The following is a 19,299-nucleotide window of genomic DNA, read 5'->3' on the forward strand; positions in this document are numbered from 1 at the left end:
CCACCCGCCCAAGGACACCCGGCCATGAGACACCGCCAAGCGTCTTACGGCGCCATTAGGAGCGCAGGCCCGGCCGGGGGCCGGGCCGCGCGCGGGGAGCGGAGCGAGCCGCCTTGATGAGGTAGGGAAACCTGTAACAGGTGATCATGCTGGGTCATCGGAATCGTTGATCGTCGCGAATCAGGCTTCTGAGCTTGGCTGCCTCGTGGTGTAGAACCCTGGTCATGGGGAGTGAGCGGCAGCAGCGGATGAAGGCGCTCGGAGCGCGCCTGAAGGGGCTTCGTGGTGAGGCTGGTCTGACTGGGGCCGTGCTGGCTCAGAGGGCCGGAGTTGGTCAGCCCACCGTGTCCAAGGTGGAGAACGGACGCATGGTCCCCAGCGTCGACGTCTTGGGCCGCTTGACTCGCGCTCTCGGTCTCGACGAGTCGACCACTCGGGAGGTGCGTGACCTCCTGGTCGCCGTGGAGGCCGCTCCCGGCACTGTGGAGTTGGCCGGTGCTGAGGCAACTGCCGGGTCGCCGCTCGATGAAGCGGTGCGGTCCGCTCGGCTGGTCCGCTCCTTCCAATGCGTCGTCCTGCCGGCCATGCTCCAGAGTGCTGAGTACGCCCGGCACGTCTTCGGCAGTGCACCGGACTCCACTCCTGAAGGCGTCGGTCGTGCGGTCGCTGCCCGTGTCTCGTCGGGCACTCGGGGACGGCTGTGACCGAGGAGGTCTATCGGAAGCAGATCCGGCCCGTGATCCAGACCGGCGCCGTGGTCATGGACGGCATCTTCGGCACGCAGGAACGGCGCTCGTAGGCACGCAGAAAGCGGTAGTCACTCAGATAGACACGCAGGCAAGAACAAGAAGACCACCTAGGAACGTTCCTAGGTGGTCTACCTGCTGTTTCGGCTGTCGGGGTGGCGGGATTTGAACCCACGACCTCTTCGTCCCGAATGAGGTTCGGTTGGTGTTCTCGCCAGTGCGGTTGGTATTTGCGCTGATCAAAGCGTTGGGCTGTAGTGGTGTCGCGTGGCCTGGAAGGGGCTCGGGGAGCGGGTCGGCTCCCAGATGGCTCCCAGGTCCAACAGATGCTGCGCCGTCCGCTCAAACAGGCGGATCTGTCAATGCGTCGGACGCAGCACCGACTCTTGCCGGTGCCAGCGGTTGATGGAGCGATCGCCTACCCTGGGCGCTCAGGAGGTTACGGGGTGAGGGATGCGCTGCTCAGAGAGCTGGCCGACAGAGTCAGGGCCTTCCGTAGCGGCGGGGTGCCGGATGCGGTACTCGACGACGCAGGGGTCAAAGCCGCCGCAGAATTGATGGCGGTCGCAGGCGGGGGCCTGGAGCAGCGAGGGGCGGTGGACGCCGACATCCTGTACACGGTCGCCGCATATCACTGGGCACGGTCTCTCGCACACGATGACGTTGCGCTGTCGGCCGCCGACCACACCAGGGCGATGCATGTCTTCGGCCTGCTGTACCTGGTAGATCATCGGCGCGTGCCCCGTGAGTTGTGGTCTCAGCTCACCGAGGAAACCGGTCACAATCCGTGGCAGGACCCCGTCGACCACGCAAGCGATCTCGTACAGGACGCCGAGGAGAGCGGCGAGCCGTCGGCGCTCGACGAGGCGATAGCCCTACTCCACGGTTCCGCCAGCACCCCCTACCGCGACACCACGCTGGGCATCGCCCTGCGCGACCGGGCGGCGGTCGCCGACCGCGCGCTCGCCGATCGTATGGTCGATGCCGACTCCGCCGTCGAACTGCTCGCTGCCGTGGCCGCGCTCCCCGAGGAGTCGCCCGCCCGGCGTGCCCGTCGCCGATTGACCCTCGCAAGCGTCCACATACAGCGACACGGGCTCTCCGCCGACCTCGCCGATCTCGCTGTGGCCGAGTCCGCGGCGCGCACGGCGTTCGCCGAGGCCCCGGAAGGCTCCGCCGAACAGGCGGACGCGGCGGCAAGCATTGGAGTAACCCTCGGCCGCCGCGCTGAGCGCGAGCCCTTACCGGAAGCCGTCTCTCTGCTGCAGGAAGCTGTCCCATGGCTGCGCTTGGCCGTCGATCTTGAGACGGCCTCGGGGCGAGAGTCGGAGCACCGCATATACCTGTGCAAGGCAATGGGCCTGCTTCTCGACCGTACGGTTCTGGGCCCCGAGGAAGAGCAGGAAAGGGAGAAGGAGGAAGCGGCTGCACCGCTTGCGTCGGACAGCGCGCGCCAAGCAAGAGACCTCGCCGGACTCGGTTCTAAAATCGTCGCACGGGTCATTACGGAGGATGAAGCGGTCCACCGTGTAGTGGCCCCGGCCTTCCCGCTTTCCAAGGAGGCAGTCGGCTCCGTTGTGACCGGTGCCATGGGCCTCGTCGGCTCCGGGGCGCCGGAGGATGTTGTGCCTACACTCACCCTTGCGCTGGAGGCCGCAACCGCGCGTTGGGGAACAGGGCCCGAGAGCCCTTGGTGGCAGGCGGCCGACGCGTATGTCGAAGCCGTGCGTCTGAGCCTGGTCAGACGTCCCGACGGAATGCTGTTCCGCCGCGCCCACGACGTCGTCCGGGCCCAGATCGAAGTCCTGCGCGAACGCAACGAGACCGGTGAGCTCGCCGAGACCCTCTTCGCCGCCGGACTGCTACACCTCAGCCCATACCTCGGCGAACTGCCAGGGCTGACCTTTAGCAGCGCGCTCAGCCTCTGGCAGGACCGTCAGATTCGGTACCGGTCCCTCCACTCGGACGACCCCACCGCAGGCCCCGACATGCCGTCCGCTGCGGAAGCGGCAGATGCGGCGGTCGGGTACCTCCGGGATGCCGCGGCCCTGTCGTCGGGACATGCGCTGGGGCGAGTCCTCAGCTCTCTGGCCGAGGCGCTGTCCTTCCGCGCCGGGATGCGGCAGCAGTCTCACGACCGAGAAATCCTGCTTGCCGCCCGCGAGGCATTCGATGTCCTGGATCCACGGCGCGATCCGCTGAGCCGTCTGTACGTACTCCGCATCCTGTACCGGTTCGGCGAACTGGCCCTGCCAGACGCCCTATCCGGTTTGCTTCCCGTGACCCTCTCGGTCATCCGGGCGCGGCAGGGGGAGCACGAGGCATCCTGTGTCTTCGCGGAGGCACTCACGCTCGCCGCTGAAGCCCACCGCCTCGACCTTCAGGCCCAGCTTCTCGACACGGCCGACCGCGAGCTGCCTGATCTCGCACGAGACTCCCACCGCCGACTACGCTGGGCGAGTGAGGTGCACTGCCTCATCGACGACCGGTTGGCCTGCTACCCGGAATCGGCGCCTGTGGAAGCAGTCGCTTGCCACGTGCGGGCTCTCGCAGAAGCCGAGGGGTGGTCCGCCGCAGAACGCGCGGCAACACTCGTTCATCTCGCAGCCCATGCCGACCCAGCGGAGACCGGTGAGGTCGGTCGCGACCTCATCGAAGAGGCACGGCAGTTAGACCCCGAGCTGTTCTGGCGGCACAACGACGCTTTTCACTATCTCGACGCCGTACTCGCCCATGATTTAGGCGTGCGTGCCGAGGCCGAACATGAACCGGAGCTTGCCGCCCGTAACTTTGCCTCGGCCGTATTCCATCTCGGAGCGTGCCAACAGATCGATCTCGCGCTGGCGGCCCTTAACGCCGGGCTGGAGTGCGCACATGCCTGCGAGGGGTTGTCAGCGATCCGGGCGGCTCACGCGCTTATTCCGGCATCCGTGTTCCTGCGGCATGGGACGGACGAGACAGTGGACTGGAAACTGCGTGACCTCTACCAGTCGCTGACCTTCAAGCTGACCGGCGATACCGTCGATCTCTCGGCGATTTCGAGAGTGCACCAGGCCGCAAAAGGAATGGACTTCACCATTGTGGCGGAGCGCCCGGGTCCACTGGAGTTCTCCACAGGTCTGGATCGGATGCTCCACCACGCACGACTCGTCGAAGCAGGGCTACCCGACCCGCTCCCCGACTTCGAACTCCCCGGCGGGGCGGAGACGGCAATGCTCTTCTACCTGGGTTCCGGCGAGGCAGAACCTGACAGTGGCGCCGAGGCCGAGGTGCGCAACCTGCAGCGTGCCGCCGATCGCCGGATCAGCCGAGAACTACGCACAGCGCGGGAGCCGACACGGCTCCCGCTGCTCGAGCTCGACGAAATCCAGACCCTGCTGCCCGAGGAGACGGTGTTGCTCTCGCTCTTCCTCAGCCAGGTTCACCACCAGGGATCGGTCAACCCCATCATGGCCCTGCAGGGTCTCGCGGTGACCCGCGAGGGGTTCGCTCATCGCACGATGATGTTTCCGGACGTCGAGGGTGGGTTGGTTCGAGTGTGGAAGGCCGGCCACTCCCTCAACGTGTCGCCCGCAGCGATTCAGATTGCGGCACTGCGCCGTGAGATCACCGTCGACCCATTGCACCGCAACGTAACCCGCATCGCCCAACAGTTCCTCGCCGATGATTCTCGCTCGTATCTGGCCGGATTCACTGAATCCCTGCCCTCCTGGCTCACCCAGGGCAAGACCCATCTCTGTGTCTGGCCGAACGGCCCGCTCCACTACCTTCCGTTTCACCTTCTCTCCGCCGACGGCCGCACGGTGGCAGACGACTGGACCGTCACCCAGGCGCCCAGCCTCTCCTTCCTCAGTCGTCCAGACCGGCCCGCACCACCCGCACCACGCCAGACGCTGGTCGCCTTCGCGTTCGACAGCGGCGGCACCGAATCCTTAGAGGGGCACACCACACGAATCGCCGCTTCGATGGGGGATGCCGACCCTGTTCTGGGGGCGGCCGCCACCTCTCGCCGTTTCCTCGAAGCCCTACCCGGAGCCCGCTACGTCCATGTGGCGGCCCACGGGTCGCACAACGAGTGGGCACCCTGGTACCAGTGCCTGTACCTGGCGCCGGATCCGGAGACCGGCGATGACGGCCGGGTCTTCGCCCACGACATCCTCAAAACCGACCTGCGCGGCGTCGAGCTCGTCACCATGAGCGCATGCGAGTCGGCTCTTGGCCGCTTCGACATCAACGACAACCTGCACGGCCTACCCGCTGCTTTCCTCTCAGCCGGTGCCACCGCCATAATCGGGTGTCTCTGGCCAGTGGCTCCGGACGTGGCCACAGGATTCTTCAGCACGTTGTACGAACAGCTCGCCATCGACCCGGACCGGCGCACCGCGTTCCGCACCGCCCAGTCCATGACTCGCGCCCGCCATCCCGCCTACCGTGACTGGGGAGCCTTTTGCTTCATCGGGGATTGGCGCAGGACCACCGATTCCCGCGATGGAGCCACCGCATGACGCCCCCTCAGACGACCGAAGCGGCAGCGCCGGCCTACGACGTTGACCTTGTGCCGACGCTCCTCCTTCGGACGCCCACCCCCTTGCCCCCTCTGACAGGACGGGTTTCGTTGGGTACCCCCGTCGTACGTCCCCTCACCGCCGCGCAGGCCGCCGAGGGCGACGAGGACTGGCAAGATTTCCTGGAGTCGCAGGCTGACCAGTACGACTACCTGCTCCTCAGCCTGGTTTGTTCGTTCCGCCCTGCTCATGACGGGTCCCCCTTCGTGGATGCGGGCATCGGTATCCGGCTGGAGGCTCCCGACGAGCCGGCCGATCGGCAGCCGATCGCATGGTCCATCTCGCCGAAGAAGCGAGCCGCACCTGTCTCGCCCTCCGCCCAACTGAAGTTGACAGCCAAGCTCATGCTCGTGGAGGCCGGTGTCGAGTACGCACCGGAACAGGGCGGCCGTGAGGAACTGTTCGTGGTCGGCATGGGAGAACGCGACAGCGACCCTGAGTGGCGGTTCAGCGCCACCGCAGGCACGCCGTTGGTCGGCGACGAGTCGCTCGCCCTCATCGTCCGGGTCCCCGCCGGCGTGCCAGCACGGGCCCACATCACGATGGCGGCGACTGTCAAACAGCGCCGTCTCGGTCTGATCCCATACCGAGCCGTACTACCTCCCGCACTTCGGACAATAGACTTTCGGTGATCGTGACGGAAAGATTCGTGCGCCGAAGCAGGTGATCCCAGTCACCACTGCATTCACGCGGTCTCGGTTGCTTCAGTAGTTCACGCCGCCCTGCGAAGCCGGGCAAAGTGTCGCGCCCGATGGGAACGGTGCAGCCACCGCTGCCGGACGTGAGCGCGTGTCCGGCAGCGGTGGCTGGCGATTCACTTCCCAGGCCCCGTACGGGAGAACGCAGCGATCTGCAGGAACCTCTTCCCGCGGTTCCCGTCCGGCAAGTGGAGGGCAGGCGGCTCGACATCGGTGGCGAACGGCTCGACCTTCTGGGAGCACAGCCGCCTGAAGTCACAGCCAGCGCACTTGCCTGCCGAACCGCGCCGCGGGAAGTCGCCTTCGACGATCCGCTCGACGGCCCACTCGACGTTGGTGACCGCGTCCCTCATAGCATCGACGTCGACGGGAACGTCGACGCGCTTGCCGTCCTTGAGGAGGTGTACGGCGCCCGTGCGCGCGTTCATGCCTCGGACGACTTCGGCCCCCCGGCCATAGAGCTGTACCTGGAGGGACAAGTCCTCCCAGTGCAGGTCCTCGTTCTGGACCGGGTCCTCGCCGCCTTCCATCGTCTTGAAGTCGATCACCTTGGCGTCCTGGATCTCCTCCGCCTCGTCGACACAGAGGAGCAGATCGATCGCGCCCGAGATGACGGCTCCCTCGATCGGCACCTCGAAAGGCAGCTCGACCTGGCGCCGCCGTTCGAAGTCCTGCCCGTACTCGGCGGCGTAGCCGGCGACGACGTCCGAAGACTTCTGCTTCGCCCGCTCGTAGGCGCCCGGGCGGTTGACCGGGTCGGTGCTGGGCGCGACGTGCTTCAGGTGGAAGAGGTCCTCGGCGACGGCACGGGCGGCTTCAGGTGTCGGCGGGCGATCCTTGTAGATCTCATGGAGCTTGCCCACGGCGGCGTGCACGGCTCGGCCGAACCCGAAGAGCTCCGGGATGGCGGGAGAGAAGCCGTTGACCTCGCCCAGCTTGTACGAGTACGGGCACCGCATGTAGGAGCGGATCTGAGAGTAAGTGGTGGGTAGGACCGATTCGTCTCCCCGGCGGCGCAGAGTAGTCGAGTGCGGCGTCACGCAGGGCGAGGCGCCGGGGTCAAGCAGGTCGCGTCTGATCTCGGGGTGGGACAAGCGGGCCGCGAAGCGCGAGACGCGGGACACCCGCTTGCCACCGGGAAGCATCGACGCCCCCGTGACGTACAGGTAGCGCTCGGCCCGAGTGATGGCCGTATAGAACAGGCGTGCCTGGTCCGCATCCCCGGTCTGGTAGGAACCGTTGTCGAGGGCCTGCTGGATGAGTGACGTAGGCATCCACCCGTCGTAGCTCCGCCGCTTCGCCGGGAACCGGTTGGCCTCCACGTCCACCACGAACACGACGGGGAATTCGAGCCCCTTGGCACGATGCACCGTGGACACCGACACGGCGTCGGGGCGGCTCACCATCTGATTGTCGGTCTCGTAGCCGTCACCAGCGACGTTTTCCAGGAAGTTGAGAAGGTCTCCGAAGCGGTTGCTTCCGTCGATGGAAACGTAGACCGACTCGACGTCCTGCAGGATGCGGCTGAAGGTGCCGAGGTCCGCCATGATCCCGTCGTCGAACCCGCTGTCAGCGACGTTGAGGGCGTGCAACAACTCGTGCAGGAGTTCCTGCGGGAAGAGACGCTGCCGCGGCGCACCCTGGGCCACAGGCGCATGGATCCGTCGCCCCCAGTCGGCGAAGACCTCCCTCACCCGCTTCAGGTCCGCCTTCGGGAACGCCGGCAGGAGATCCGAGCGGAAAAGGCGCTCGACCTCGTCACGGTCGGGGGAACCGTCACGAAGCAGGCCGAAAGCGCTGCGGATCGCTGCGGGCTGCGCCCGATCGAACAGCTGACTGCCGGCGTTCAGCGCGTACGGGATGCCCCGGGCGCTCAGCGCCTCTACGAAAGCCCTGTGACGCTTGGAACCGTCAGACTCCGACGTCTCCGTCGACCGCATCAGGACGGCGAAGTCCGCCGGAGTCAGCCCTCGGACGGTGCCGTCGGACTCCTCGTATTCGGTGCCGAGGAGTTCCTGGATACGATCCGCCACGAACTCCGCCTCCGAGGGCCGGTCCGGGAAGTGCTGGACGGCGAATTCACGGGGCTCTCGATCGGCGGCCGCCTTGAGGCGCTTCGGCAGGCGGACGGCACCGAGCTCCTGGGCGGCGAAGTCACCGGCCGCCTCCACGATCGCCGTAGTGGAACGGAAGTTGGTGAGCAGCCGGTGCTCGGAGGCGCGAGGGTATCTGCGAGTGAACTCCAGGATGTTCGTGACGTCGGCGCCACGCCAGCCGTAGATCGCCTGGTCGTCGTCGCCGACGACGAAGAGGGTCTGCGAATGCGCGTGCATAAGCCCGATCAGGCGCTCCTGCACCACGTTGACGTCCTGGTACTCGTCGACCAGCACGTGTCGCAGTGAGGCCAGCGCACGCGCGGCGCCAGGGTCCTTACTCTCGAGTGCCTCCACCACGAGTCGCTGCATCAGCGAGAAGTCGATGAAGTGGTCCTTCTCCAGGTGGCTGCGCAGACGCTCGAGGGCCTCACCCAGTTCGGGGTCCTCCGCCGCGACCTCTCGGGAGTCGAGCAGCTCGTCGTTCATCATCTGCCAGGCTCGGCCAAGCTGCCGCAGGGTCTTGTAGTACCCGTGCCGGAAGCCCCCGGACGTAGGGTGGGCATCCCTCAGCGATGCGATCCCCAGCTTCGGGTAACGCGAGATCAGGTAGAGCTGATATCGCATCTCGTCCAGCACGTCGAACTGACGGTAGTTCGCGTCCATCTCACCGAGTACCCGACGGCACCAGGCGTGGATGGTGCCGATGTACATGCCGCCGACCAGGTGGGGGTCCAGACCGCATACCTCGAGAGCCTGCGCGACCCTGACCTTGATCTGTTCCCCCGCCTTGTCGGAGAAGGTGAAGGCGACCACCGACTCGGGCGGGGCCCCCGAGGCCACGAGATGGGCGACGCGGCCCGCAAGGGTCCGGGACTTGCCCGAACCAGCGCCGGCGATCGCCAGGACCTCCCGCTCCGGCGCCACGGCCGCCTCGTACTGCTCCTGAGTGAGCCACCCCTTGAGCGCCTGCTCAACGTCCACCGCTCGTCCACCCCTTCGTGAAGGCCGTTGATACCTTCATCGTGCCGGCGGGGTCTGACAACGCGGGGTGAGCTGCGAGTTCGTGCTCTGAGGCGTCCTACGGACCCACCATGAGCGACCGCATCTCAGACGGTCTCGCAGCCAGTCCCCGGCTCGACGGAGGGCGATGTGGCAAGTCGCCCTCGCAAGAGGGGGAAGAGATGGCCGGCTCGAGTCCGGCTTCGGCCAGCGGTCCGAGAGGCGAATCGGTAGCAGTGGCGAAGGCGAACTGCCTCGGTGTGCTTCCTGAGCGTTTTGGACCTTGTGAAATCCCGAAGACGCGCTGGCGGCCCTTTCATAGGCATGGCGACGTGCCATCATGGCTCAATGATCAGAGAACCGGCTGAGATCGTCGTGCGCGAGGACGGTTCGGTAGAGCTGCCTATGGGGCTTCTCGTCGAGGCTGGCCTATCGGTCGGCGCACGCCTCCTCGCCTATAGCGATGGCGACGGGCGGATCGTCCTGCGGAGGGAAGCCGACGCCTTGGACGACCTGATCAACGGACGTCCCCTCTGACCGCCCGCGGGCTGAAGTGGCTCTTCGACTCTTCGAGCGCTAGCCGCACGAGCGTCACCGCATCATCGATCGCCGTGTGCTCCCAAACGCGGACGACGAACCAACCCTGTTCCACCAGGAGTCTGTCCGTCTCCGCGTCCCTCCTTTTGTTGCCCTCGATCTTCGCGACCCAGAAATCCCTGTTGCTTGAAGGGATCGAACCGTGTGTGGGACAGCCATGCCAGTAGCAACCGTCCACGAAAACCGCCACCTTGTACTTGGTGAACAGGACGTCTGCGGTTCGGCGAAGAGTCGGCACCGGTCTGACCGACACTCTGTAGCGCAGCCCCTGCCGATGCAATGCCGACCGTAGCCTGCGCTCGGGTTTGGTGTCCCGTCCCCTGTTCGAGCGCATGGAGGCCCGTGTGCCTGCGGATGTGGCCCATGACCCCCTTACGTCCTCCTCCACCAGGAGACCGGTCTCCTCGGCGAGGCGCCAGGCGGCTCGGAGATTGGCGCTGCGGGTGGGGTGATCGACCTCACCGAGAAGAAGTCGCTGCTTTCGCCCGGCGGACGTCCACTGGAGCCGGGCGATGACGCGATCTGTCCTCCGTACAGGGGTCAGCACGACGGTGGCCGGCACCCTGTTGCCGTCATCGCCGGTGACGAACCGCTTGGACGCACCGCCAGCGGCCCGATCCTGCTCGCGTACGCGGTCGCTTCTTGTCATCCCAGCCCGGGGACGCCAGGCACGGGGCGGAGGATGCTCGACTGGGGCGGCGCGCCCGCCCTTTTCAGCGACAGCGGGGGTTTTGGCGGCCGTGTGTACGTGGACCACGCTTCGAGCGTAGTGGTTTGCGCCCAAAAGGATCCGTGTGGGTGACCGGATTGGGGGCCGGCGTAGAACACCGATGAGCTGTAAGGTGACAAGGTTGTCCTTTAGCCGGCTAGCCGGCTACAGTGCGCCAATGACCCAACCACATCCCGAAGTCGGCGTCTCCCGGAAGGCGGCCAGCGGCGACGCCGATCTCCCGCCGCTACGGACGATCGACCTATTCGCCGGGTGTGGGGGGCTGACACAGGGCTTCGTGGAGGCCCTCCATGAGGGCCGGGCGGTGTACCGCCCGGTCGCCGCCGTAGAGCTTGATCCTGCTGCGGCGGCTACCTACGCCGTGAACTTCTCCGAACGCTTCGGGGCGCACATCCACCAAGGGGACATCGCACAGTGGGTGGGCCGGCCTGGAGCGCTCCCCGAAGCCGACATCGTGTTGGGTGGCCCACCGTGCCAGGGATTCTCGCGACTCGGTAATCAGGATCCGAACGATGAGCGTAATCAGCTCTGGCGTCACTACCTGAAAGTGGTTTCGACGGTCCGGCCGATGGTGTTTGTGATGGAGAACGTCGACGCATTCAGGAAGTCGCCCGAATTTCGACATCTGATCAGTGAAACGCTTGCTGGGGGAGCTCTCTCCGAGTACCGCATTTTTGATGACCTTCTCAACTCCGCCGATCACGGCGTCCCGCAGCGACGCTTCCGGACCATTGCAATCGGTATCCGTAAGGATCTGTTGTTGCCTTCGGATTCCGGGGCCCCCAGTCGTGTCGACGAAGTCTCGGATATGGAACTGCAGTCCCGATTGATTCCGGGGCCTGCCGACGGGCCTCAGCGGACGGTTTGGCAGGCGATCTCGGATCTTGTCCTGCGCAAGTTGTCCCCGGAGCTTCCCGCTCGACGGAAAATCGTGAACGGACAAGAGGTCGCTGGTCCTTTCTTCATGGACGAAATTCACCTGAGCCGAAATGGCATAAAGCCAATTTCGATGGCGCGTTATCGGTCCATCCCGGAGGGGGGGAATAGGTTCGACATTCCCTTCGAGCTCCTCTCTCGTTGCTGGAAGAACCACAAGACCGGCTCCGCGGACGTCATGGGTCGACTGCATCGAGACAAGCCCTCGGTCACCATCCGTACGGAATTCTTCAAACCGGAGAAGGGGCGCTACCTCCACCCGTGGTTGCACCGTCCCATCACACATCTGGAAGCGGCCCGCTTGCAAGGCTTCCCCGAGACCTTCCAGTGGTGTGGGAGCAGGACCCAGATCGCGCGACAGATCGGCAACGCCGTGCCCGTCGGATTGGGACGGGCCATCGCCGAGCATCTGGCACCGCTGCTTCTGGCCCAGAGGGATCTCCACGACTCCCGCACACCGAGGGTGCCCCGCGTCCGGAAGCCGCGGCGCAGGCTGAAGACAGCCGCGTGAGCGGTGAACGTGCTCGTGCGGCTGTGATCGGGTAGCGCTCTTTCTGCGCTGGGGCCCTGTCGGCGTAGCAACCAGATATAAGGTTGTTTCGCTGGACAACGACGTCGGGGTGCCCCGCTGTCAGCCCGTGCCCTGGGGAGGGCGCGAGGTGGTGGCGCCTCGGCCTAGCCGACGTCCGCGGCCGTACAAGACGGCGGTACCGACGCCCACCGCACGGCGACCGGGCCGTCGGCCCCACGATCGCGGAACGACGCGATTCCAAGGGGTGGGGATTGAACGAGTTCGAAGATCAGTACGAGGCGTTCAAGCGTCTCATCAAGACTCACACGCCGGAGCAGGCGCTGGCGACGATCAAGCTCTTCGGCATGTCCGACGAGCTCGCCAAACGGATCGCGGAACGTCATCAGCAGGAGACCATCGCCATCCGCGAGAAGCGTGAGCCCGGCTCCGTCGTTCGAAACAACCGCGAGACCTGGTACGTAGGTCCTCAGGACGACGACCGGTGCTGGCCCGCTCTCAGGAACCTGTTGGTGAAACAGGCTTGGAACGAGGACAGCCTGCGCGGCCTCGACTCCGCGTCGACCAAGGTCGTCTCCATGCTCGACCACCCGTTGGAGAGCGCCTTCTCGACCAGGGGATTGGTGGTCGGGTACGTGCAGTCGGGTAAGACCAGCAACTTCACCGCGCTCATCGCGAAGGCGGCGGACGCCGGATACAAGTTCTTTATCGTCCTCGCAGGCATCCACAATGGTCTGCGGCTGCAGACCCAGCTCCGCCTCGAGCGGCAGCTGGTGGAGCCGGTGATAGACCAATGGCACACACTCACCGGACGCGTCGGAGACTTCGAACCTCCCGCAGGCAACCCGGCCGCCTTCTTCGGTGACAAGAGCCAGCAGCACGTCCTCTGCGTGGTCAAGAAGAACGTGCCCAGACTGCGGAAGCTCAAGGCGTGGTTGGAGAAGGCGCCCGACTACCTGCGTAACTGCCCGACACTGATCATCGACGACGAAGCCGACCAGGCGAGTGTCGCCTCACGCAGCACCAACCCTCTGATTCGGGAGATCATCGACCTGTTCCCCCGTGGGGGATACGTCGGTTACACCGCCACGCCCTTCGCCAACCTGTTGATCGACCCCGCCGCCAAGGACCTCTATCCGGAGGACTTCGTCGTCAACCTGCCGAAACCGCGGGGGCACTTCGGAACCGAAGTGCTCTTCGGGCGGGACGCGTTGGACGGTGAGGACCCGCAGGAAGTACCGGACGGGTACGACATGATCCGCACGGTCCCCGACGAGGAGGTGCCCCTCGTTCGACCGGGGCGAGACGAGATCGAGGGATTTGTACCCGAGATCAGCGGTGCCTTGAGGACGGCCATCCTGTACTTCTGGCTCGTCACCGCCGCCCGACGAGTGCGCGGAACGGGGGTGCCCCATTCCACGATGCTGATTCACACCAGTGTCAGCACCCTGGTCCACGAAAGCTTCGAAGGGCCCTTGGAGGCGTTCCGCAAGCGGACGGCCGGGTATCTCGATACCGCCGACGGGGAGCTTCTCGACGAGCTGAGGCGGCTCTGGGAGGCCGAGGTCGCGCGCGTCCCCGGTAACGAGCCGGATCTCGGGGAGACGCCCGTCCCCTTCGACGCCCTCCTGCCGTTGCTGGCCGGTGTGGTGGACGACTGCCGCATCATCCTGGACAACTCGAAGAGTGTGAAGCGACTGGACTACGAGGCCGGTCCGGTCGTCGCCATCGCCGTGGGCGGCAACACCCTGTCGCGTGGCCTGACCCTCGAAGGGCTCGCCGTCAGCTACTTCGTGCGAAACGCCACGACGTACGACTCGCTGCTGCAGATGGGCCGTTGGTTCGGATTCCGCGAAGGGTACGCGGACCTGCCGCGCATCTGGATGACGGACGGGATGCGCGACTGGTTCCGGCACATCGCCACCGTCGAGTCGGAGATGCGTCGAGACATCGATGTGTACATGATCGAAGACAAGACGCCCAGGACCTTCGCCGTCCGCATGCGAACCCACCCGTCGCTCCGTATCACGGCTGCGGGCAAGATGCGGGACGCGGTCAAGGCGAGCGCGGCGTACGGAGGGCAGCGGGTGCAGACCCGTTACTTCCGTACGCGGGACGCCGAGTGGTTGCAGGCCAACCGGCAGGCCGCCCACGACCTCGTCGACCGCTCCCTGCGACTGGCGGGAGCCCGGCACGAGGACAGAGGGACGCAGGGTCGCCACATCCTCCGAGGTGTGCCCTACGACATCGTCCTGGACTTCCTCGACGAATACCGCTTCCACGGCAAGTCGCTGGAGTGCGACGCGGATCTGTTGCGCAGCTACGTCGAGCGCCGGGTGCGATCCGGGGGCGGCGGTGCGCTCAAGCGTTGGAACGTGGCGATCATCGGCAATCCGCTCAGCGGCGACCCGGACAAGCGGTACGAGTTCGCCCCCGGGCTCGCCGTCGACCGCGTCATCCGAGCGAAGCTCGGCGAGAGCGGGAGCGACGCCGCTGACATCAAGACCCTGATGAGCCGTCGTGACGCCGGCGTCGACCTCGACCTCGGTGCGGTGGCGGAGATCAACGAGGAGGCGCTCAAGAACGCCAGACGTGAGCAGGCACCGGACACCGCGCTGTTGACCCTCTACCCGATCGACGCCCTGTCGCCTTCACCGACGAATCGCAAAAGCCGTGCCCCGCTCGACGCCGTCGACCACGTCATCGGCGTCGGTCTGGTCTTCCCGATGCCTCGGGGGGAAGACAGCGAGGTGGAGTACTACAGCGCCGACCTGTCCCGCGTACAGGACGACGAGGAGGAGGACCTGTCGTTGCTCTTCGAGGAGGACGACAGTTGAGCGGGGGCGCCGATCTGCGACGCGTGCTCGATCGGCACTGGGCCGAGTTGGACCTGACCCCGCTCGGCCCCGGAGCCGCTCTCAGGACTTCCCCGCTTCCCGTCGTCACAGAGCACGGGCCGGTCTCCGCGGCGACCGACGGTAACTCGTTGCGCCACCTGCTGATCCCCCTCCGGGGACGCCGGCGGATCCCCACCGGACGGATCGGTGGAACACTCCGCGTCACAGAGCGGGCGCTGGAGGACGACGAGACCTACGGCCGTTTCGCAGACGTCGTCTGCACCCGGAGGGATCTCGACGACGTCTTCACGGGTCTGTGCGCCGACGTCCTCGTGGCCCTGGAGGCGGACGGACGGCAGCCTTACCGCACGACGTTGGCGGTGGTGAACCGCTGGCGCCAGCTCTTCAGCGGCGTACCCCGCACGCTCACCGAGGCGCAGGAGATCGGCCTCGCCGGCGAGTTGTCGGTCCTGCTCCGCCTGCTCGACAAGGACCCGGGCGCCGTGAGGTTGTGGACCGGTCCCGAGGGCGGACGGCACGACTTCTCCGACGGCCTCCACACGGTAGAGGTGAAGAGCACCCACACGACGTCGGAGCGCAGGACTTTCGACGTCCACGGACTCGACCAGCTGGAGGTGCCGCAGGACGGTCGTCTGGTGTTGGCCTGGCATCGGTTCGAACGGACTCCGCGGGGACGGACCGTCGGCGAGCTCGCCGCGGAGGCGGCGCGATTGTGCATCGACGAGTCGGAACTGTGGCTTCGACTTGCACGTCTCGGCTACCGGCACGGACGGGCGGACGACGAAGGCGCGCTGCGTGTGTCACCAGTTGAAGAACGTTGGTACGAGGTCGACGGGGCCTTCCCCCGTCTCACGGCGGCTTCTCTGATGGAGCCGGTACCCGACGGACTTCTGGACGTTCGCTACACCGTCGATCTGGCGGGCGTCCACTCGCCGATGCTGGACGATCCGGCCGTGGACGCTTTCCTGGACGAGATGGGACGGACTTCATGACCGCGGAATCCCCGCGTTGGTCGTCCGAACCCTATGCCCCCGGCGGCGGAGGGACGGCCGAGGGCGCCTTGAAGAACCTCGACGGCACCGAGCTCGACCCGCTGACGCTTCTCGTGAGGGAGTCGGCCCAGAACAGCTGGGACGCGCGGACCGGGAACGGCCCCGTGGACTACCGAGTGGAACTGCGCACTCTCGGTCCCAGCGAGGCGCCGGTATGGCGCGATCTCTTCGCCGCGGGCGCACCCCAGCTTCGACACCTCAAACTTCGTGCCTCGCTGGCACGTCCCTCCCTGCGCATCCTGACCGTGACCGACACGGGGACGAGGGGACTGGGTGGACCCACCCGCGCCGACGTCGCGGTTCCCGGGCAGTCCGACTTCGCGTCGTTCGTCCGTAAGACAGGCAGCTCGAGCAAGATCACCGGTCGTGGTGGCACCTACGGTTTCGGAAAGGCGGTGTTCCACCTCCTCTCCGCCTCGCACACGGTGGTCGTGCACACGCGCTGTCGGGTGGACGACCGGCTGGAGACCCGACTCATCGGGTGGGCGGTGCACGAGAGCTACACCGTGGAAGGCGACGACGGTGCGAAGACGTTCACCGGCCGCCATTTCTGGGGAAGGGTCCGGCACGGTTACGTCGAGCCGCTGGTCGGGGAGGAGGCGGACGAGGTCGCCGGAAGTCTCGGCTTGGACTCCCTCCCCGACGGCGAGACCGGGACCTCCGTCGTGATCCTCGACCCCGTCTTCGGCGAACGCGACGACGCCGAGGCCATGCGGTGGATCGTCGACGCGATGGTCTGGAACCTTTGGCCGAAGATGCTCCCGGAGGGGGGCGACGCGCCCATGCGCTTCTCCGCCAGTCATGAGGGCCGGACCGTTCCCGTTCCCAGGCCGTCGGAGGTACCCCACCTGCGCCCGTTCGTCTGGGCCTACGACGACATGAATCGCCTCGTCGAACACAAGTCTCTGGGACGCATCCTCGGCAGACTCGGCATGCGGAAGTTCATCTCACCCCAAGGAAGACCCCCTCGGGTGGCGCAGGAGGCGGGGATCGGGGAGCGGCTTCACCACACGTGCCTCATGCGACCGGTCGATCTGGTTGTGAAGTACCTCGAGGGACCCCCCTTCTTCGAGGAGAGCGGGGGCTACGCCGCGGTCTTCCGCGCCGACGCCGGCATGGACCGGGTCTTCGCGGCGGCGGAGCCCGCATCGCACGACGCCTGGTTGGTGGACAAACTCAGCGGGGACGAACATCGCCTGGCTAAGCACGCCCTCCGCAAAATCAGCGACGCCATGAAGGAGGCTTCCGGACCCGCCCCGGTGGCGAACGAGGCGGGCGAAGGCGTCTCCCTTGCGGGGATGAGCCGACTCATGGCGGGGCTCATGGCGGGTACGGCGGGAGAGGGCGCGGAGGCCGTTTTCGCCACGGGCACGGCGTCCCCCGGAGGGGCCGCGGGTACCGGGCGGGGATCCGCGGGTACGGCCGGACCCGGCGGGATCCCCGGCCCCAGAGGAGGATCGAGCGCCCCCTCCGGTCGCCGGCGCGTTCTGTACGACGGGGCCCCCGAACACGACGTCGTCGACGGTGAAGCCGTCCTCGTCCAGCGATTCACCCTGCCCGACGCGGGTTTCTGCGTCGTACACGGTCGTCCCGTCGTCGCGTTGGGCGACGACCGCGGTGTCGAGACGGAGCCACCCATCGGGGCGTCGATCCCCACGGTGTTGGGATGGCGTGCGGGGAACGGGCCCATGACGAACGGGTCCTCGTTGCATGCGGTCGGCGGTGACGGCACGGTCTGGTCCCTGATCGTCAGGCCGGCCCCCGACACCATGACCGAGTTGACGGTCGTGGCGGAGGCGGGGGGTGGCGACCGGTGAATCGTCGCGCCTACCCCTATCGCAGGGCGGCCGTCGGATCGGTGACGATGGCCGAGTGGTCCCTCAAGTCCGAGGACGGGGAAGCCGCGCCGTTGCCCGCCTTCATACCCGACTGGGACTTCCAGAGGGACCTGTCCCTCGAGACGGTGGTCGAGGTCGACCTCGACGCGGTTAGGGCTTCGGCCGGACTCCCGTACGAGGCCGAGCTCGCCCTCTCCGTGATCTGGAGTTCCACTGGCAGCGGCCTTCGACGACTGGCCGACCGGATCACACTGCACGGCGGGGGCACCCGCTCGGCACAGCTTTCGTTTACCGTGATCGGACGCGACAGCGGCGGCCAGCTGTCCGTCGACACCCAGCTGGTCCTCGCGAAGGCTCTGGACAACCCGGATCCGACCGGCCCCCGGCGCGCGGGATCCGTGCTCTGGCATCACCGGGCCGGGGTACGGCTGCAGGGCGACGCGTCGCAGTTCCCCATGGCGGTGGTCGACTTCAAGAGCGCCGGCTACCCGGAGAAGGCCCCCTGGTACCTCGACATCGGTCCGAACCTGGAGGCGGCGACGATGGGCGCCGTCGTGCTTCTCGTGAACAGCGGCACGCCGATCGTGCTCAACGCGCTTCGCCGCGCGGAGAAGGCGTCGTACGCGGAACGGCTCATCCAGTCCGCCGTCCGACAGGACGTCGTCCGCCTGATGATCGAGCGGGCCGTGGCGGACGAGGAACTAACGGATACGTCCCGGTTCGAGCCGGACACGCTCGGTCACACGCTGCTCGGCCTTCTGCACACCTTCCTTCCCGGTACATCCCTCACCTCCCTGCGCATGACACGTCGCACGGATCCGGCGCTTTTCTCGGCGAAGATCCAGCACGCCGTCGGCCTCTTCTCCAAGGAGACGTGATGGTCTACCTGCATCCGCGTCTTCTGCCCGCGGCCGCGACCGGCCTCCGGGAGGAGTATCTGCACCGGTCGGTCGAGTACCTGCGTGATCGCTCGGCTCTCTCCCATCCGGCCATGTTCTACGCGGCCACCGGCGGGGCTCGTCTTCCCGAGCGGAGTCTCGGCTCCCTGCGCGAGGCGGTGCTCGCATGCGCCACCGAGCGCGGCTATCCCGCCAAGCCCGGCAGGAAGCAGGCGGCGGGTTTCGACATCGCTGTGGCGACGATCCTTCACCGGGACTCGGGCATCGTTCCGGCGGAGGCGGTCGCGGGTGATCTCTGGGCCTTTCTCTCCCTCGTCGTCCTGCCGGACGTGTCCGCGTGGAGATTCGCGGATCTGCACCGTGACCGGGTGCTGGGGACCGACGTCACACGCCACATCTTCGGTCGGTTGTGGTGGCGAGCGCATCTCTTGCACGACGAGGACGGCGGGAGGGAGGATCTCTACGCTTCACTGTCCGTCCTCAACGAGTCGGCCTTCGATCAGATCTATGCCCGACGCACTTCGATCGGCGGCAGCCCGCATCTTGTGCGGGCGATCGTCCGGGTCTGGCAGACGCTCGACATCCCGCCCGACGCGGAGAGACGGGTACTCCGCGATTTCCTCATGCGGGTGCTCAGGCTCAACGCCTTCATCTCCTTCGACTCGCTGCCGGCGGAAGTGCTCGACGAGGAGTTGGAAGGGGTTTTCCGGGAGTCGCTGTCCGTGGTGGTCGGAGCGTAAAGCCTCGAGCCGACTG

At 66.6% G+C, this 19,299-nt stretch carries 11 protein-coding genes and 2 pseudogenes; 11 read left to right on the forward strand and 2 right to left on the reverse strand.

Going from position 1 to position 19,299, the window contains the following annotated elements:
- Positions 1-224 precede the first annotated feature (224 nt).
- The 4 genes and pseudogenes from ACFYXA_RS31520 to ACFYXA_RS31535 form a co-directional block, all read left to right on the forward strand.
- Positions 225-677 (forward strand): annotated as a pseudogene (locus tag ACFYXA_RS31520) (Scr1 family TA system antitoxin-like transcriptional regulator); the annotation flags it as partial.
- Positions 677-799: pseudogene (locus tag ACFYXA_RS31525) on the forward strand (site-specific integrase); the annotation flags it as partial. The pseudogenes ACFYXA_RS31520 and ACFYXA_RS31525, both read left to right, overlap by 1 nt.
- Positions 800-1,192: 393 nt before the next feature.
- On the forward strand, positions 1,193-5,251 hold the full coding sequence (locus tag ACFYXA_RS31530; protein ID WP_389039325.1) for a CHAT domain-containing protein: 4,059 nt from the start codon (positions 1,193-1,195) through the stop codon (positions 5,249-5,251).
- Positions 5,252-5,361: 110 nt separating this feature from the next.
- A complete protein-coding gene (locus tag ACFYXA_RS31535) occupies positions 5,362-5,943 on the forward strand; it encodes a hypothetical protein (protein WP_389039328.1) in 582 nt (193 codons plus the stop codon).
- 182 nt (positions 5,944-6,125) lie between these two features.
- Here the strand turns inward: ACFYXA_RS31535 and ACFYXA_RS31540 are convergent, their stop codons facing one another.
- A complete protein-coding gene (locus tag ACFYXA_RS31540) occupies positions 6,126-9,086 on the reverse strand; it encodes an ATP-dependent helicase (protein WP_389039331.1) in 2,961 nt (986 codons plus the stop codon).
- A 366-nt stretch (positions 9,087-9,452) separates the two neighbouring features.
- On the opposite strand from ACFYXA_RS31540, the gene ACFYXA_RS31545 reads away from it, so the two are divergent.
- On the forward strand, positions 9,453-9,641 hold the full coding sequence (locus tag ACFYXA_RS31545) for a hypothetical protein (RefSeq protein WP_255137930.1): 189 nt from the start codon (positions 9,453-9,455) through the stop codon (positions 9,639-9,641).
- Here the strand turns inward: ACFYXA_RS31545 and ACFYXA_RS31550 are convergent.
- A complete protein-coding gene (locus ACFYXA_RS31550; RefSeq protein WP_389039336.1) occupies positions 9,622-10,350 on the reverse strand; it encodes a very short patch repair endonuclease in 729 nt (242 codons plus the stop codon). The genes ACFYXA_RS31545 and ACFYXA_RS31550 overlap by 20 nt on opposite strands.
- A 238-nt stretch (positions 10,351-10,588) precedes the next feature.
- Here ACFYXA_RS31550 and ACFYXA_RS31555 point away from each other — a divergent pair, with 238 nt between their 5' ends.
- From ACFYXA_RS31555 to ACFYXA_RS31580, 6 genes are all read left to right on the forward strand, one after another.
- Positions 10,589-11,878 carry a DNA cytosine methyltransferase gene (locus ACFYXA_RS31555; RefSeq protein WP_389039339.1) on the forward strand — a complete coding sequence of 430 codons (1,290 nt, stop codon included), beginning with the start codon at positions 10,589-10,591 and terminating at the stop codon, positions 11,876-11,878.
- 272 nt (positions 11,879-12,150) lie between these two features.
- Positions 12,151-14,733: a Z1 domain-containing protein gene (locus ACFYXA_RS31560; protein ID WP_389039342.1), complete on the forward strand. Its 2,583-nt coding sequence runs from the start codon at positions 12,151-12,153 to the stop codon at positions 14,731-14,733.
- Positions 14,730-15,746: a PD-(D/E)XK motif protein gene (locus ACFYXA_RS31565; RefSeq protein ID WP_389039345.1), complete on the forward strand. Its 1,017-nt coding sequence runs from the start codon at positions 14,730-14,732 to the stop codon at positions 15,744-15,746. The genes ACFYXA_RS31560 and ACFYXA_RS31565 overlap by 4 nt, the downstream gene beginning before the upstream one ends.
- Positions 15,743-17,623 carry a hypothetical protein gene (locus tag ACFYXA_RS31570; protein WP_389039348.1) on the forward strand — a complete coding sequence of 627 codons (1,881 nt, stop codon included), beginning with the start codon at positions 15,743-15,745 and terminating at the stop codon, positions 17,621-17,623. Before ACFYXA_RS31565 ends, ACFYXA_RS31570 begins: the two co-directional genes overlap by 4 nt.
- On the forward strand, positions 17,620-18,522 hold the full coding sequence (locus ACFYXA_RS31575) for a hypothetical protein (protein ID WP_389039351.1): 903 nt from the start codon (positions 17,620-17,622) through the stop codon (positions 18,520-18,522). The genes ACFYXA_RS31570 and ACFYXA_RS31575 overlap by 4 nt, the downstream gene beginning before the upstream one ends.
- The gene (locus ACFYXA_RS31580; RefSeq protein ID WP_351945639.1) at positions 18,522-19,283 is read left to right on the forward strand and encodes a DUF6339 family protein; all 762 of its coding nucleotides are present in this window, start codon (positions 18,522-18,524) and stop codon (positions 19,281-19,283) included. The genes ACFYXA_RS31575 and ACFYXA_RS31580 overlap by 1 nt, the downstream gene beginning before the upstream one ends.
- The last annotated feature ends 16 nt before the right edge of the window (positions 19,284-19,299 follow it).

The organism is Streptomyces sp. NPDC002566 (assembly GCF_042889585.1).
Taxonomy (GTDB): domain Bacteria; phylum Actinomycetota; class Actinomycetes; order Streptomycetales; family Streptomycetaceae; genus Streptomyces.